This is a genomic window from Microbacterium sp. NPDC056736 (assembly GCF_042790415.1).
Taxonomy (GTDB): domain Bacteria; phylum Actinomycetota; class Actinomycetes; order Actinomycetales; family Microbacteriaceae; genus Microbacterium.
Genome location: NZ_JBHTZE010000007.1, coordinates 132,436 through 148,908 on the forward strand (window position 1 = coordinate 132,436; position 16,473 = coordinate 148,908).

Annotated in this window: 9 protein-coding genes; 8 read left to right on the forward strand and 1 reads right to left on the reverse strand. The window is 74.2% G+C overall.

What is annotated here, in order from left to right:
* The first annotated feature begins 2 nt into the window (after positions 1-2).
* From ACFRAL_RS14380 to ACFRAL_RS14395, 4 genes are all read left to right on the forward strand, one after another.
* Positions 3-956: a carbohydrate ABC transporter permease gene (locus ACFRAL_RS14380; RefSeq protein WP_378884068.1), complete on the forward strand. Its 954-nt coding sequence runs from the start codon at positions 3-5 to the stop codon at positions 954-956.
* On the forward strand, positions 953-1,939 hold the full coding sequence (locus tag ACFRAL_RS14385; protein ID WP_378884071.1) for a carbohydrate kinase: 987 nt from the start codon (positions 953-955) through the stop codon (positions 1,937-1,939). Before ACFRAL_RS14380 ends, ACFRAL_RS14385 begins: the two co-directional genes overlap by 4 nt.
* Positions 1,940-2,049: 110 nt before the next feature.
* Positions 2,050-3,033 (forward strand): family 43 glycosylhydrolase, encoded by a 984-nt coding sequence (locus ACFRAL_RS14390; RefSeq protein ID WP_378884074.1) that lies wholly within the window; start codon positions 2,050-2,052, stop codon positions 3,031-3,033.
* A gap of 292 nt (positions 3,034-3,325) precedes the next feature.
* Complete coding sequence (locus ACFRAL_RS14395; RefSeq protein WP_378884077.1) at positions 3,326-4,036, forward strand: hypothetical protein; 711 nt, start codon at positions 3,326-3,328, stop codon at positions 4,034-4,036.
* Between the two features lie 40 nt (positions 4,037-4,076).
* Here the strand turns inward: ACFRAL_RS14395 and ACFRAL_RS14400 are convergent, their stop codons facing one another.
* Positions 4,077-5,006, reverse strand: coding sequence for a Ppx/GppA phosphatase family protein (locus ACFRAL_RS14400; protein WP_336398149.1), 930 nt, complete (start codon positions 5,004-5,006; stop codon positions 4,077-4,079).
* Positions 5,007-5,311: 305 nt separating this feature from the next.
* On the opposite strand from ACFRAL_RS14400, the gene coaA reads away from it, so the two are divergent.
* The 4 genes from coaA to ACFRAL_RS14420 all read left to right on the forward strand — a co-directional run bounded on the left by coaA (position 5,312) and on the right by ACFRAL_RS14420 (position 16,472).
* Positions 5,312-6,280: a type I pantothenate kinase gene (gene coaA / locus ACFRAL_RS14405; protein WP_336398150.1), complete on the forward strand. Its 969-nt coding sequence runs from the start codon at positions 5,312-5,314 to the stop codon at positions 6,278-6,280.
* 224 nt (positions 6,281-6,504) lie between these two features.
* Complete coding sequence (locus ACFRAL_RS14410; protein WP_378884082.1) at positions 6,505-9,279, forward strand: DUF6603 domain-containing protein; 2,775 nt, start codon at positions 6,505-6,507, stop codon at positions 9,277-9,279.
* A 13-nt stretch (positions 9,280-9,292) separates the two neighbouring features.
* The gene (locus ACFRAL_RS14415; protein ID WP_378884085.1) at positions 9,293-12,361 is read left to right on the forward strand and encodes a hypothetical protein; all 3,069 of its coding nucleotides are present in this window, start codon (positions 9,293-9,295) and stop codon (positions 12,359-12,361) included.
* Complete coding sequence (locus ACFRAL_RS14420) at positions 12,354-16,472, forward strand: hypothetical protein (RefSeq protein ID WP_378884088.1); 4,119 nt, start codon at positions 12,354-12,356, stop codon at positions 16,470-16,472. The genes ACFRAL_RS14415 and ACFRAL_RS14420 overlap by 8 nt, the downstream gene beginning before the upstream one ends.
* Position 16,473 lies beyond the last annotated feature (1 nt).

The following is a 16,473-nucleotide window of genomic DNA, read 5'->3' on the forward strand; positions in this document are numbered from 1 at the left end:
CCATGTCCGAAACCCGAACCCTCACCACCGCATCACGCGGGTCGGAGCGCCCTCGACGCGTCCGGACCGCCGCGAGCGAGAAATCGCATCGGCTGCGCGGCAAGATTTTCGTGTACGTCGCGATGTCGCTGTTCGGCGTGCTGTTCCTGTTCCCGCTCGTGTTCATGTTCGTCTCGAGCCTCAAGCCCGACGCGCAGATCCTGCAGGACATCGATTCGGTGAACGCGTTCCTCCCCACCGGAGACATCAGCCTCGCCAACTACTTCGGCGTCTTCGATCGTGTGCCCGTCGCGCGGTTCCTGTTCAACTCCGTGTTCGTCACCGTGCTCACCGTCGGGTTCGGCCTCATCGTGAACTCGATGGCGGGGTTCGCGCTGTCACGCCTGGAGTGGAAGGGCCGCATCGTCGTCCTGGCGATCGTCATCGCGACGCTGATCGTGCCGTTCGAGACCATCGCGGTGCCGATGGTCTACTGGGTCGCGCAGCTGCCCACCCTCGTCATGGAGGGCGGCGTGCTGAAGTACGACTTCGGCTGGCTGAACACCTACGAGGTGCAGATCGTGCCGTTCATCGCGAACGCGTTCTCGATCTTCCTGTTCACGCAGTACTTCTCCACGATCCCGAAGTCGCTCGACGAGGCCGCCCGCATCGACGGCGCCAGCTGGTTCACGATCTACCGCCGCATCCTGGTGCCGCTGTCGGGCCCCGCGTTCGCGACGGTCGCGATCCTGACGTTCCTGCCGGCGTGGAACCAGTACCTCTGGCCGCTGATGGTGGTGCAGAAGGAGGAGCTGCGACCGGTGATGGTCGGCATGCAGTACTTCTTCCAGCTCAACACCGCGTGGGGCGAGGTGATGGCGTACACGTCGCTCATCACGATCCCCGTGCTCATCGTGTTCCTGGTGTTCCAGCGGGCGTTCGTGAGCAGCATCGCGGCGAGCGGGGTGAAGGGATGACGACGGATGCCGCGCCCCGCGGCGGCCCCGGACAGGTGGGCGCCGCCGCACCCCGCGTCTTCGTGATCGGCGAGGCCCTCGTCGACATCGTCCATCGCGCCTCCGATGCCGTGGACGAGGCCCCCGGCGGGAGCCCGGCCAACACGGCGCTCACCCTGGGCCGCCTGGGCCGGCGGCCGGCGCTCGTCACGCGCCTGGGCGACGACGAGCGGGGGCGGCGGATCCGACGCTGGCTCGAGGAATCCGACGTGGAGGTCGCCGCCTCGGCGGCCCTGCGCACGGCGACGGCGACCGCGCACCTCGACGCGGCCGGGGCCGCCACCTACTCCTTCGACCTGGAGTGGGACCTCGGCGCCGAGGTGAGCGGGCTCGAGGGCGCGCTCGCCGCGACGGCGGACCTCGTGCATGTCGGCTCGGTCGCGACGGTGCTCGCCCCGGGGGACGCGCAGGTCGTGGCCCTGGTGCGGGCGGCCCGCCCGCGCGCGCTCATCACGTACGACCCGAACATCCGGCCCTCGCTCGTCGACGACCCCGCGCGCGTGAGCGCCCGGGTGGACGACCTCGTCGCCCTCGCCGACGTCGTCAAGGCGAGCGACGAGGACCTCCACTGGCTCGCACCCGGGCGCGATGCCGTCGAGATCGCACGCGAGTGGGTGGCCCGCGGTCCGGCGCTCGTCGTCGTCACCCTCGGCTCGCAGGGCGCGATCGGGGTGACCGCCGACGGCGAGGTGGTGGTCCCGGGGATCCCCACCGACGTCGTGGACACCGTGGGCGCCGGCGACACGTTCATGGGCGCGCTCATCGACGGCCTGCTCGAGCGCCGCATCACCGGAGCCGACCTGCGGGCGCCCGGGGGCGGCATCCGCTCCGCCGCGGTGGCGGCGCTGCTCGAGCGGGCCGCGCGCGCCGCCGCGATCACCGTGTCACGCCCGGGGGCCGACCCGCCCCGGCGCGACGAGCTCACCGTCGCGCGCACGGCGTGACCCCACCTCTCACGGCCGCGCCGTGACCGACCTCTCACGGCCGCGACGGCCGTGAACCGACCGCATGTCGCGCGATCGACCGACCGCGCGCAAGACCCCGAAGGATCACTGTGTTCGACCTCCCCGGCTCCTGGGTATGGGACTTCTGGTTCGCCGACGACGGCGACGGCTACCACCTCTTCTTCCTCTATGCCTCGCGCGCGCTGCGCGACCCCGACGCCCGGCACTACCGCGCCTCGATCGGTCACGCGGTCTCGACCGACCTCGTGAACTGGACCCAGGTGGAGGACGCGCTCGTGCGCAGCGACGCCCCCGCCTTCGACGACCTCGCGACCTGGACGGGCTCGGTGGTGCGGCATCCGGACGGCACGTGGTTCCTCTTCTACACCGGCGCCACGGCCGCTCCGGACGGCAAGAACATCCAGCGCATCGGGTACGCGACCTCGCCCGACCTCCACGTGTGGACCAAGGCCCCTGGCCCCGTGCTCGAGGCGGAGGGGCCGTGGTACGAGAAGCTGTCCAGCGGCGCCTGGCACGACGAGGCGTTCCGCGACCCGTGGGTGTTCCCCGACCCCGAGGGGGACGGCTGGCACATGCTGATCACGGCGCGCGCGCCGGAGGGCCCGGTCGACGGCCGCGGCGTCATCGGGCACGCGTGGTCGGCCGACCTGCGCACGTGGGAGCTGCGCGAGCCCCTGTCGGCGCCGAGTCCCAAGGGCTTCGGGCAGCTCGAGGTGGTGCAGGCCGAGGTCGTCGACGGCAGCCCCGTGCTCATCTTCTCGTGCCTCGGCGACCAGGCCACGGCCTCGCGCCGCGGCAGCCACGGCGGCACGTGGGCGGTGCCGGCGGAGAGCCTCCTCGGGCCGTTCGACATCGACGGCGCGTACCCGCTCACCGATGAGTCGCTCTACGTCGGCCGGTTGCTGCGCCGCCGGTCGGACGGGCAGTGGCTGCTGTTCGCCTTCCACCACGTCGGCGAGGACGGCCTCTTCGTCGGAGGCGTCACCGACCCGATGCCGGTGCGCTGGGAGGGGGACCGGCTGGTGCGGCAGGTCCCCGAGCGCGTGGACGAGGCGCCCCTGGCGGGCGGCTGACCCCGAGCGTGAACGAGGCGGCGCGGACGTCCAGGGAAGCTCGACTTGAGATATGAGACTTCCAGTCTCTAGAGTGGCGAGGGCGCGCGGCCATTGGGGTGGCCTGCGTGCTGATCCGACCGACGGCTCCGTGCCGCTTCGTGGGTCTCACGGTGCCGGGTTGTGGGGACCCGGCACCGCGACCCCCGCGGACGCCGGTGCGGCGCGCGGTCGCGGTCGGGGCGATAATCGAGGCGTGCACCCTCCTGATCCACCCCGGACGCGTCGGCCTGCGGGCGAGACCCGCGCGCTGATGCTCGAGACCGCGGTGAAGCGGGTCGAGGCCGAGGGGCTGCTGCTCGACTACTCCAACATCGCGCTCGAGGACCTCATCCGCGTGGCGGGGGTGCCGCGGTCCACTGTCTTCCGGATCTGGCCCGATCGGGGGGCCTTCGTCGCCGATCTCGTGCGGGCGCTGTTCGACGCCGACCCAGGGTTCGACACCGGCTTCGACGGCGAGACGCTGCAGCTGCTGCAGGGGGCCATCGCGCAGGGCGCGGCGGACACCGACCAGCCCGCCGGTGTCGACCGCGGCGTGGCACTTCGCAGGGTCGTCCGACTCGCCGTCGCCCACAACGTGGTCGCGGTCGAGCACTCCGTGGCCTACCGGGCGTACAAGACCATGTCGGCCGCACTCGCGAGCGGCGACGCCGTTCCCGGCGGGCACGAGATCAGAGCGCTGCTCTCCGAGATCGAGGACAGATACTGCGAGCGCATGGCCGAGCTGTACCGGACGCTCAACGGCGCGCTCGGCGTCCGGATGCGCCCCGGGGTCGACGAGCGCGACCTCGCCGTGGCGATCATGGCCACGATCGACGGCATGACCGATCACCGGCGCATCAACCCGGCGATGATCGACGCGCCCCGCATCGTCACCATGGGCCCCGAGGGTCCCGAGGAGTGGCACGTCGCAGCGCTCGCCGTCTACGGCATCTACGCGGCCTTCACCGAGTTCGACGAATGACCCGCCCCTGAGCGGGTGACCCGCCGCTGAGCGGCTCGGCTCACCAGCCCAGCTCCTCGATGTAGCGCAGCAGCACGCCCTCCCGCAGCGCCCACGGCGACACCTCGAGCTCATCGACATCCAGCGCGCGCATCGCCTCGTGGAGCACGACCGCGCCCGCGACGATCTGGAAGGTGCGGTCCGCCGTGATGCCGGGCAGCTCCTGGCGGGCGGACGCGGGAATGCGCGCGAGCCGCGGAATCCACGAGCCGAGGGCGTCGCGCGGGAGCAGCATCCGCTCGATCCCCGACCATCCGGGCACCGGATAGCCGACCAGCTTCGCCAGCGACCGGATCGCCTTGGACGAGCCGACGACGTGATCGGGCCGGGGAAGCGCGCCGAACGACTTCGCGACGGGCGCGAGGGTCGCGCGCGCGTGGTCGCGGAGCTTCTCGACGGCGGCTTCGCCGGGCGGGTCGTCGGGCAGGAAGCGCACGGTCATGCGGCCCGCGCCGAGTGGGACGGATGCCGCCGACTCGGGCAGCTCGTCCGCTCCGGCCGCGATCTCGAGCGAGCCGCCGCCGATGTCGAAGAGGAGGATCTGGCCGGCCGCCCAGCCGAACCAGCGGCGGACGGCGAGGAAGGTGTAGCGCGCCTCTGTCTCGCCGCCGAGCACCTGGAGCGGCTGGCCGAGCGCCTCCTCGATGAGCCGGATGACCTCGGGGCCGTTCTTCGCCTCGCGGACGGCGGAGGTCGCGGTGGCCAGGAGCTCGTCGACGTTCTCCGAGGCCGCGACCTTCCGGGCCTGCGTGACGGCGTCGACGAGCGCCGTCACGCCCTCGTCGGTGATCGAGCCGTCGGGCGCGAGGTAGCGCATGAGCCGCAGCACGGTGCGCTGGCTCGTGGTCGCGAGAGGCCTGCCTCCCGGACGGGCGTCGGCCACGAGCAGATGGACGGTGTTCGAGCCGATGTCGAGGACTCCGAGGCGCACCCGTTCACCCTAGCGGCGCGGCCCCCCGCGCCGTTCCCGCCCTCGACCCTTCAGGGCATACACCGCATCGGCGACGAGGCACCGCGGGGCGGCGTGGTGTCTCGTGCGGGATGTGGTGTTTCGCAAGGTCGTTCAGGGCATACACCGCATCGGCGACGAGGCACCGCGGAGCGGCGTGGTGTCTCGTCCGGGATGTGGTGTTTCGCAGGGGGAACCCGGGCGCCGGGGCGCCGGGGCGGCGGGGCGCGGGGCGGAGCGAGGGCGCGGCATCCGTGACGCGTGCACCACCGGATACGATGGGCGCGATGTCCGCCGATGAAGCGACCCTGCACGAGACGGGCGTGGTCGCCCCCGCTCTGTCCCTCTACCGCGAGATCGAGCGCGCCGACTGGGCGCGACTGGCCGCCGGGGTGACGCAGCCGCTCAGCGAGACCGAGATCGTCCAGATCCGCGGGCTCGGCGATCGCCTGGACATCGCCGAGGTCGCGCAGGTCTACCTGCCGCTGTCGCGGCTGCTGTCGCTGTACGCCGAGTCCACCAAGCGCCTGGGCGCCGAGGAGTCGGCGTTCCTCGGCGAGACGGACTCCACGACGCCCTTCATCGTCGGCGTCGCCGGCTCGGTCGCCGTCGGCAAGTCCACGATCGCCCGCCTCCTGCGCGAGCTCACCAGCCGCTGGCCGGGCACGCCGCGCGTCGAGCTCATCACGACCGACGGCTTCCTGTACCCCAACGCCGAGCTCGAGCGGCGGGGGCTCATGGAGCGCAAGGGCTTCCCCGAGTCGTACGACCGCCGAGCGCTCGTGTCGTTCCTCACCGAGGTGAAGAGCGGCGCCCCCGAGGTGCGCGCCCCCTTCTACTCGCACATGCGGTACGACATCGTGCCCGATGCGGTCATCACCGTGCGCCGCCCCGACATCGTGATCGTCGAGGGGCTCAACGTGCTGCAGCCGCCGCCCACGCCCAACGACGTCGCGGTGAGCGACCTGTTCGACTTCTCCATCTACGTCGATGCGGATGCCGAGCACATCGCCCAGTGGTACGTCGAGCGCTTCCTCGCGCTGCGTCGCGCCGCGTTCAGCAACCCGAACTCGTTCTTCAACGTGTTCGCGCAGCTGTCCGACGAGGAGGCCGTCGAGCGCGCCCTCGGGTTCTGGAACTCCATCAACCTGCCCAACCTCGAGGAGAACGTGCTGCCCACGCGGCACCGCGCGAACCTGGTGCTGCAGAAGGCGGCCGACCACACGGTCGAGACGGTGCTGCTGCGCAAGCTCTGACGGGCGGTCGATCGAGCGGATGCCTCCAAGGGAGGTGCGCCCGCGCCCGGAGGGTGGTTGACATCCGACCCGGGCAGGGCCAAGTTCGTAGATGACACCGCCCGATGGGGTGGGCGGCGTTCGAGTCTGGCGCTCTTCGCACCGCCGTGCCGCATGCGGCGCGACGGTCCGTGCGGTTGCACGTGCTGTCACACCACGCTCCATCCGTCGTCCCAGGGGGTGGGATGGACGAGTTGCCCGCCCGGCTGCTCCGGGCCGCGCTCCAGTACATCGTCGGGCGCCTGCGCGCGACCCCGACGCCGGCGAAGCTGCAGGAGCTCGTCGGCGGCGCGCTGCCGCCCGACACCGCTCCCGTCGCCGCGCGCCTCGCGGCAGGTCTCGCCCAGGCCGACCTCGCGGAGGCCAAGGCGACGGCCGGCGACATCGCCGGCGCCGCGGCCGCGGCGTGGGCCGCGGTCAAGGAGTTCTTCGCCGCAGCCGCTCTGCTCGGCGTGGACGCGACCGCCGCCGCGAAGAAGGCCGTCGACGCCCGGCCGCCGGGTGCGCTCGTGACCCGCCTCGGCCTGGAGCAGCCCACCGCCACGGCCGCCCCCGACAAGGTCGAGCTGGCGTGGGCGCGGCGTGACGTGCGCGTCGCGCTGTTCCGCGCCGGCACCATCCGCCTCGCCGTCGGGCTGTCCGACACCGGTCTGCGCATGTCGGTGCGCGGCGGCGAGGTGCGCATCGACCTCGGGGAGCGCACCGACGGCGTGCTGAAGATCCTCGTCGGCGCCGCGGGAAGCGCCGCGGCCGACCTGGAGCTCACCGTGGACCACCGCGGGCTCACCGCCGGCGGCAGCCTCGGGCCGATCGAGCTGCCCGCGCGCCTGGAGGCGCAGGTGGTCGACCTCGAAGGGATGGAACTGGCGCTCGAGCCCTCGGGCGCCACCGTGGCGCTGACCGTGCGCAGCCGGCTCGCCGTCGACGTCGCGGGGGTGATCGGCGCCCGGGTGGACGGCTCCGGCGTGCGGCTGGTGCTCGACCCCGGGCGCATCCTCAGCGGCGCGCCGCCCTTCGGCGAGGGGGCCGGTGCCATCGTGCCGGTGCTGCCGCGGGGCATCGGCCTGTCGCTCAGCGCGGGCCCGGTGAAGGGCTCGGGCTACCTCCTCGTGCTCCCCGACGGCTACGGGGGCGTGCTCGATCTCGTCCTGGGGCCGGTCACCGTGACGGCGTTCGGCCTGCTTCGCTCGCGCGGCGCCGACGGGATGTCGTTCGTCGCGGTGATGTCGGTCAGCTTCGCCGTGCCCATCGAGCTCGGGCTGCTGTTCACCCTCAACGCGGTCGGGGGGATCGTGGGGCTCGGGGTGACGGTCGATCCGGCCGCGATCTCGTCGGGGCTCAAGGACGGCGTGCTGGACAGGCTGCTGTTCCCCGAGGACGTCCGCAAGGCCGCCCCCACGATCCTGCAGACCCTCGGACGCGTGTTCCCGCCTCGGGCCGGCGGCTTCGTCATCGGACCGATGCTGCGCCTGGGCTGGGGCCGTCCCGTCACGCTGATGACCCTCGATGTCGCCGTCCTCCTCGCCGCCCCCGATCCCGTGATGATCGTGCTCGGGCGCGCGCGCTGCGTGATCCCGAGCGAGAGCGCGGCGATCATCGACCTGCGCGCCGCCGTCATGGCTCAGGTCGGCCGGGGCATCATCCTGCTGCGCGCCGAGCTGTACTCCTCGCGGATCGGGTTCTTCTCCGTCTACGGCGGCATCGGCATGCTGGTGCGCTTCGGCGACGACCGCACCGTGGTGCTGAGCGCCGGCGGATTCCACCCGACGTACACGCGCAAGCCGCCCGAGCTCGCCGACCTCGGCAGGATCGGCGCCGAGATGTCGCCGCCGATCGGGCTGCAGTTCCGCGTGCAGGGCTACGTCGCCCTCACGCCGAACACCGTGCAGTTCGGCGGCTCGATCGAGCTCGCCTACTCGGTCGGGGTCGCGGCGGTCCGCGGCGGGCTCACGCTCGACGCGCTCATCCAGTTCGACCCCTTCGGCTTCGAGGTCGACGCCACCGCCCGGGCGCACGTCGAGGCGCTCGGATGCTCGCTGTTCGGCGTCTCGCTCTCGCTGCACCTGTCGGGCCCGAGCCCCTGGCGCGTCCGCGGCACGGGCAAGGTGTCGCTGCCGTGGCCGCTGCCCGACCCGAGCATCTCGTTCGGTCCCGTGCAGTTCGGGGACGCGTCCGCCCCCCTCCCGCCGCCCACCGTGCGTCCGCTGGCGCTCGTGGCGGAGGCGCTGCGCGATCCGCGGGCGTGGCAGCGCATCGACCGGCAGGGCGTGCGGTCACCGGTGCGCCTGGCCGCACTGCCCGACGGCGCCCTGGTGATCGAGCCGTGGGGCCTCGTGCGCGCCAGTCAGCGGCTCGCGCCGCTGGACATGACGCTCGACCGCTGGGGCGCGGCATCCGTCCAGCCCGCGGGGTGCCGTCTGGCGCTCTCGGGCGCCGTGAAGATCGGTCCGGACGGACCGGGGCGCACGGATGCCGATCACTCGGCCGTCGCCGAGACGTTCGGGGTGGGCCAGTTCATGACGCTCACGAAGGACGCGCAGCTCGCCGCCCCCGAGTTCGAGGAGCGCACCGGCGGCTTCGCGATCGACCCGGCGGACGCAACGACGCAGGCCGGCGTGCTGCGCGGCTTCGCCACCGACGCGACGATGACCTACGACGACTCGTGGCCGGGGGCGCCCGAGAAGAAGCGTGCCGGCGTCGGCTTCTTCGACCTGTCGGGGTGGGCGCGCCTCGTGCTGGAGGCGGGGCCGGCCGGCGCGACCGGGCTGCGCATCGGCGACCGCTACCGCGCCGATGACCTGGAGCGGCGCATCGCGGTGCGGCCGGTGAGCGAGACGCGGGTCACCGACGTGCGCACCGGTGCCGTCATCGCCGAGTTCGCGCCGTGGACCGACGCCGTCCACACCGCAAGCGGAGCGCTCGGCGGCCTGGCCGCCATGACCAAGATGGCAGCGACATGAGGGCGGCGGCGTCATGAAGGTCTTCGACGTCACCGCCCGGATCCCAGCGATCGCCCCGGAGGACGCGGGCGCGGCGAGCTTCACCTTCCTGCCGTACTTCCGCACCGGCGCGGCCGCCGGGATCCGGCAACCCGTCTTCACCGAGGGCGCCCGCGCCCGCACCACCGTCGACGTGTCGTTCGCGCTCACCGACGGCTCGGGCAGCGAGACGGTCTCGCAGCCGATCACGCTGCGGGGCCCGGGAGACGTGCTGGGGATCGATGCGGCGCAGATCATCCGGCGCCACCCGGCCCCCGGCACGGGCAATGCTCCCACCGGCGACCTCGTCCACGTGGAGTTCGATGCGCCCGACCTGCCGTGGATGTTCACGCCGGCGGCGCCCGCGTCCGGTCGGCTGCCGCCGTGGCTGCGGCTGGTCGTCGTGCCCTCCGCGTCGATCGTGCGACAGGTGGCGCCCGCGGGCCCCGACCTGCCGCCGGCGGTCGAGGTGCCGGTCGCCGAGCTGCCGCCGCCCGAGGACGCGTGGGCGTGGGCGCACGCGCAGGTGTCGGGCAAGGGTCACGACGACCAGGCGCTGACGCGCCACCTGGGGTCGCCGCAGCTCAACCTGTCGCGCCTGGTGAGCCCGACCCGGCTGCGTCCGCACGAGCGCTGGACCGCGCTCGTCGTGCCGACGTTCGAGGCCGGACGGCGCGCCGGCATCCGCGGCGGAACGATCGACTCGCTCGCGTGGGCGTGGGGGCAGGGCGGCGCCGACACCGTCGTGCTGCCGGTGTACGACCGGTGGGAGTTCGCGACCGGCGACGAGGGCGGCTTCGAGGAGCTCGCGCACAGCATCGTGCCGGTGCCGGCGGCCGACGGGCTGGGCCGGCGCTGGGTCGACACGTCGCAGCCCGGAAGCGGCGTCACCGTGGCCGCCGCCGACGGCCCGCGCGCGGTGCACGGCGCGCTCATCGCGCCCACCGCGTCGGGCGAGCCCGAACCGTCGGATCAGGGACGGTGGGATGCCGCGGCCACGGCGCGGCTGCGAGCGCTCGTCGATGCGAGCACCGACCCCGCGGCGGACCCCGAGGTGGGGCCGCCCCTGTTCGGCGGCGCCCACGTGCTGACGGACGTGCTCCCGGCCGATGCCGGCGAGCCGCGCTGGCTCGCCGAGCTCAACCTGGATCCCGCCCACCGCGTCGCGGCGGCCCTCGGCACCGCCGTGGTGCAGATGGACCAGGAGCCGCTGATGGCCGCGGCCTGGTCGCAGCTGCAGAACGTGCGGGAGGCCAACGAGGTGCTGCGCGCCGCGCAGTTCGCCCGCGTCGTGTCGACGGCGCTGCACCGGCGGACGATCGAGCGGATGCCGTCCGCTCCGCTCCTGGCCGCCACGGCGCGCGCGCACGCCCAGGTCGACCTCGGCGGGATCACCGTGCGGGCGACGGTCGCGGCCAGCGCCCTTCCGCCGGCGGCGCTCGGCGGCGCGCTGCGCCGGATGGCCCGCCCGCTCGGGCGCACGGCGCGGTTCACGGCAGCGGACGAGCGCGTGGCGCAGAGCGAGCGCCTCATCGCCGACGGCGACGCCGGCGCCGACTGGGTGCTGCCCGTCGCCGGGCCGGCGACAGGCGCGACGAGCGAGCTGATGGCGCACCTCGAAGAGGAGGACGTCTCGCTGCTGAGCGGTGTCTCCGACGACGACGAGACGACCGCGCTGCTGTCCGAGCTCCTCGACGCCCTGCCGACCCCCGACGAGGTGCGGGCGCTCGAGGACACCCCGGGGCTGCGCGTGCACCTGCGACACCTCGGCACCCTCCTCGGCACGGCGTGGCAGCTGTCCCGCACGCGTGACGAGTGGGAGCTGCCCGGCCCCGGCGTCGCCCGCTTCCCGAAGACGGGCGCCGACCCCGCAGATCTCGGGCCGTTCGAGACGCGGCTGCTCGAGGAGGGCGTGTTCGAGCCGCTGTTCGCCGCGCTCGACGAACGCGGGTACGACGGAAACCACCCGTTCGAGACCACCCCCACGCCCGACCACCTCATCCCGATCATCGAGCGTCCCGGAGAGGACCTGATCGCCACCTTCGGCGAGGCCGCGACGGGCGCCGCGCCCGAGCCGGTCGAGCCGCCGCGCGAGCGCCTGGACATCCCCGCGCTCGACCTGGTCGGCCTGCTTCGGCCGCTGTTCACGGTGCCGCGGCGGGCGCGCACGCGCCTTCCCGGTCTCGCCGGACTGTTCGGCCGCGACCCCGACGACCTGGAGCGGGTGCTCGCGGCGCCGGAGTTCCGGCATCCGCTCTACGAAGCCCTCAGCCGGTACGACCGGGAATGGCTGATGCCCGGCGTCGCAGCCATCCCCGAGCCCGACATGGTGACCGCCCTGCAGACCAACGCCGCCTTCGTGGAGGCCTTCCTGGTCGGCGCGAACCACGAGTTCGCCCGCGAGCTGGTGTGGCGGGAGTACCCCACCGACGGCCGGGCCACGAGCCTGCGACGATTCTGGACGCCGGAGCCCGACCTCCTCGGCGGGGTGCATACGATGCGCACCGGCGAGCTCGGCTCCCACCTCGACCCGGCGCGTGCCGGGAAACTCGTGTTCGTGGTGCGCGGCGAGCTGGTGCGGCGGTTCCCGAACGTGCTCGCGAACGTCGCGGCGTCCACGAACGTCGACTACCCGGTCGAGTACGCGTCGCGCCCGGTGGCGAGCCTCTTCCGGCTCGCGCTGACGCCGAACCTCCTGCTCGTCGCGGTCGACCTCACCGCCGTCGCCGCGGCCGCCGCCGACACCGGCGGGGAGGCCCCGAACGCCGGAGCGTTCTGGTTCACGCTCGCCGAGCACGTCGGTGCGCCGCGGTTCGGCCTCGACGAGATCGACCCGCCGGCGGGCGTGACGCCCCCGCGCGACGGTCTGACCTGGGGGCACTGGCTGCCCGCGGGCGCGCGGCACCTGCCGGCCACGGTGCCCGCGACGACGGACGCGCCGGCGGTCGCCGAGACCGCGGCGAAGGTCGCCTGGGCGCTGTTCCAGAAGCCGGCGCGCGTGGGGTTCCGGGTGCGGACGCTGATCGACGACATCTCCACCGAGCGCGAGGACGACCATGGGTGACGTGTGGGCCGAGGTGGATCCGTCGGTGCCCGTGCTGCTGGTGCCGGTGCGCGTCGAGACGCAGTCCCGGCACGCCACCCGCGACGGCGAGACGGTCACCGAGTTGCGGGTGCGCATCTACCCCGACGACATCGCCGTCGACGACGCGACCGGTCGCGCGGCGCTGCTCCCAGACGCCTTCCGCGTGGTCGCGTGGCAGGACGGCGTGCCGTCCGCGGCGGACGGCGAGCCGGTCGACCTCGACGACGTCGGCGTCCGGCTCGGCCACCTCGGCGCGCCCGGCGAGGATCGCCTGCAGGCGGAGGCCGAGTTCCGCGAGCGCGCGCTGGCGCTGCAGGCGCTCGCCGAGGAGGCATCCGGTCCCGCCGACTGGATGCGCGACTACGACGTCGCGGTGCAGCGCGGGCTCGCGGTGACCGTGACGCTCGAGCGGGGGGACGCGACCGTCGATCGGCTGTACGTGTGGGGCGTGCGCCAGGGGGACCCGGATGCCGAGCCCGGCGTCGTGCTCGCCGCGCTGCGCGCCCACGGCGATCGGGCGCTCGTCGGCCCGGGGACGCCCACGAACAACACCGAGTCGGCGCGGTCGGGCTGGAGCGCGGGGGCGACCCCGCCGGCGCCGAGCCCGGGCACGGGCGCCGCCGTCGCCCGTGCGCTCGGCATCGACGACCCGGCCGCGTTCGACGACTGGCCCGCCGGCGCCGACGACGGCGAGCCGGCCAGGGCGATGGCAGAGGTGCTGTGGCCGGTCTCGTGGGAGGCGTGGCTGCGCGATGCGCTGCCCGCCCGTGCCCTGTCGCCCTTCGACCGGTGGGACGTGCGCGAGCATCTCGCCGACTGGGTGCGTCCGTCCGGTCCGCTTCCGGCGGTGCGTGCCGGCCGCCAGCCGTACGGACTGCTTCCTGTCACGCTCACCTCCCGGTATGAGCCGGTCGCCCCGCGGCGGCCGGGCCGCCCGGATGCGCTCGTCGCGTTCGCGGTGCGGGCCGCCCGCGGATGGTGGACCATGGCGGCACCCCCGCCCACCGTGATGGACGGCGACCTCGCCGCGGCGCTTCCGCGCATCCTCGGACTCGCCCCGGCGAGCCGCAACGTGCGCGTGCGGCGGGTGCTGCGCACCGACAACGCGCTCGGCGCCTCGCTGAAGCGCTCTTCTCCGGGCCTCGAGGAGGAGCGCGCCGACATGACCCGCGTGCTCGAGGAGCGACTGCGGATCGGACTGGGATCGCTGCGCCGGATGCCGCATCTCGGCCGGCCCCGCATGCTCGGCCTGCCGCTCGTCTCCGAGAGCGACGAGGACGCGCTGGAAGCGCTCGTCGACCACGACGACCTCACCTTCGAGGACAGCGTGCTCCAGGTGCTCATCACGGTGGCTCGCTCGACCTCGCTCGCCGCCGCGCGCGCGGCGCTCGCCGCGATCATGCGCCCCATGGACTTCGGCGAGGAGGAGATCGGGATCGTCCTGCGCGAGCCGCAGAGCGGGGTCGGCACCCAGATCCGCGAGCAGCTGGCGGAGCGGCTGAGAGGGAGCATGCAGCCGGGGCCCGACGCTTCGGAGGAGGAGCTGCGGCTGGACGCGATCATGGCGGAGATCACCGTGCCCGACCTCTTCGACCTCGAGGGCATGACCTCGACCGACCGCCCGCGGCACGAGCTCGGACTGCTCCGCGAGCGCGAGCAGGAGATCATCGAGGCGCTCCGGCGCTCGCCGCTGTCGGACCGGCTCCTGTTCGCGTTCAGCGACGCGCACCGCGTGCGGGAGCTGGCCGCCATGATCCTCGACTACCTCTTCGCCGCCGACACCGCCTCGCGCGTGCGACTCGGGCTGGCGCGGCTGCGCGGGCAGGAGCTGACCCAGCGCGAGCGGGTGTTCGCCGGAGCGCTGGATGCCGCATCCCACCGGCTGGACGCGTGGGCGACGTCCCTCGCGACCTGCAGACTCGACCGCCTGCGCACGGACCGGCCGCGCGGGCTCGCCGTCGCGTCGTACGCGTGGCTGGAGGACATCGCACTCACGCCGCGCCCGGCGGACCCGGACGAGGCCGTGCGCTCACCGGGCGTGGGGTGGCTGCAGGCGCCGTCGCCCCAGCACGCCGCGACGGCCGCGGTGCTGCGCAGCGCACGCCTGACGCACGCGCCGGGCGACGGCGCGGGAGCCGCCCTCGAGATCGACCTCAGCAGCACCCGGGCGAGGGAGGCGATCGACGTCGTGCGCGGCATGCGGCAGGGGCAGCAGCTCGGCGCGCTGCTCGGCTACCGCTTCGAGCGCTGGCTGCACGAGACCGACCTGTCGCTCAACCGCTTCGTACCGGCGCTGCGCGCCCTCGCCCCGCTCGTGGTGGGCCGCGAGACGCCGGCGACGGCCGGCGACGACGACGCGCTGGCGTACACCGGCGCGGTGGTCGACGGCGTCGCGCTGCGCGACACGCCGGCGTCGGCGGTCGAGGCCAAGCTCGCGAGCCCCGGACCGGGCGTCACGCCCGCCGCGCCCGGCGAGGTGGCCGACGTCCACGCGCTCATCGCGCGGCTCGACGAGGTGGCGGATGCCGTGGCCGACCTGCTCCTCGCCGAGGGCGTGCATCAGCTCGCGGGCGGCGACGCCGCGCGCGCGACGGCGGCGATGAACGCGATGTCGGGTGACACGCTGCCGGAGGAGCCCGAGGTGCCGCGGTCGCCGCTCGAACGGCACGGCGTCACCGCGCGCGTCGCGGTGATCGGCGGCACGGGCGCGGGAGGCCTCGAGGCCGCGGGAGGGTGGGTTCCCGGCATCCGCTCCCGTGCTCATCCCGTGCTCGAGGCGTGGTGCCGCGACGTGCTCGGCCCCGCCGACCGCATCGCGATCCACCTCCGCGGCAACAACTCCGTCTTCCTCTCGGCGCTGCGCCTCGGAGCGCTCGATCTGGTGCTCGCGGCGGACGGCAGCGCCGACGGCCTCGCCCGGTTCTGGGCGCGCTGCCGGCGCGCCCGGCCGTCGCTTCCCGCCGAGCCCCCGACCGGGAACGCCGCGCTGCGCCCAGGACGCATCAGCCTCGGCGACGCGTGGGAGCTCGCGACGGCCGCGCGCGCCGTGCTGACCACCGCGCGACCCCTCGAGCCGCGGGATCTCGTCGCCGCCGGCGGCGAGGCCGCACCGGACTTCGCCGTCGACGAGGCCGAGCTGACGGCTCGCGCCCAGCGTGCGCGCGACGACCTCGCGGCACTGGTGGGTTCCGTCCCGACCACCCGGGCCGCGCTGCTGCGCCGTGCCGACGAGCTCGCACTCGTCGGGATCGGCGACGGCACCGACCCGGCGGCGCTCACCGGAACCGCCGAGGAGGGGCGGGTGGTCCTGGAGGCGTACGTGTCGGGCCTCGATCAGCTCCTCGCCGGGCGGCTCGCCGCCGCCGCGACCGCGCCGCCCGGCGAGGCGCTCGCCGAGCTGCTGGGCGGCGTGCCCGTCGTGCCGCAGCTCGACCCGACCGGCCCGCCCGAGCTCGCCGGGGCGCTGCTTCCCGGCGCGGGGCTGCCGGTGCGGCGGTGGATGGCACGCTTGAGCACCGTGCGCCCCGGCGTCGCGGCGTACGCGACGCTGTCGGCGCTGCGTTCCGCGACCGAGCGCGCCGGAGCACTGCGGGCGGCCGTGTTCGGGGCGGACCGGTGGGTCGGCGACGCCGACCCGCCCGCGGCATCCGTCACCACCCTCGTCTTCGAGCCCACGGCGCGGTTCGCGCCGACCGGGACGATGGCGGGCTTCGTGGTCGACCAGTGGGCCGAGCACCGGCCCGCGCGTCGCACGATGAGCGAGGGGGCCGACCCGACGCGCGAGGACCTGGTCTCGACCGGTCTCGCGGTGCACGCGAACGCTCCCGGCGCCCGCGCCCCGCAGGCGCTGCTGCTGGCCGTCTCGCCCGACGGCGGCGGCTGGACCGAGGAGCGCGTGATCACGCTCCTCGACGAGGTGCGCGAGCTCGTGCGCATGCGGCTCGCGACACCGGCCGACGTCCCGGAGCTGGGTGAGCTGCTGCCGGCGATCGGGGTGCCCCACTGGTCGGTGTTCGACGAGCACGTCGTGGACCCGCGGCTGTTCCTGTCGCCGCAGAACATCGTCTCGACGTTCACGAAGGGAGGCTGAC

Bases quoted from the DNA above. Each gene is read 5' to 3' on its own strand.
- ACFRAL_RS14410 (WP_378884082.1), top strand. From the start codon at position 6,505: ATGGACGAGTTGCCCGCCCGGCTGCTCCGGGCCGCGCTCCAGTACATC.
- ACFRAL_RS14420 (WP_378884088.1), top strand. From the start codon at position 12,354: ATGGGTGACGTGTGGGCCGAGGTGGATCCGTCGGTGCCCGTGCTGCTG.
- ACFRAL_RS14380 (WP_378884068.1), top strand. From the start codon at position 3: ATGTCCGAAACCCGAACCCTCACCACCGCATCACGCGGGTCGGAGCGC.
- ACFRAL_RS14415 (WP_378884085.1), top strand. From the start codon at position 9,293: ATGAAGGTCTTCGACGTCACCGCCCGGATCCCAGCGATCGCCCCGGAG.
- coaA (WP_336398150.1), top strand. From the start codon at position 5,312: ATGTCCGCCGATGAAGCGACCCTGCACGAGACGGGCGTGGTCGCCCCC.
- ACFRAL_RS14385 (WP_378884071.1), top strand. From the start codon at position 953: ATGACGACGGATGCCGCGCCCCGCGGCGGCCCCGGACAGGTGGGCGCC.
- ACFRAL_RS14395 (WP_378884077.1), top strand. From the start codon at position 3,326: ATGCTCGAGACCGCGGTGAAGCGGGTCGAGGCCGAGGGGCTGCTGCTC.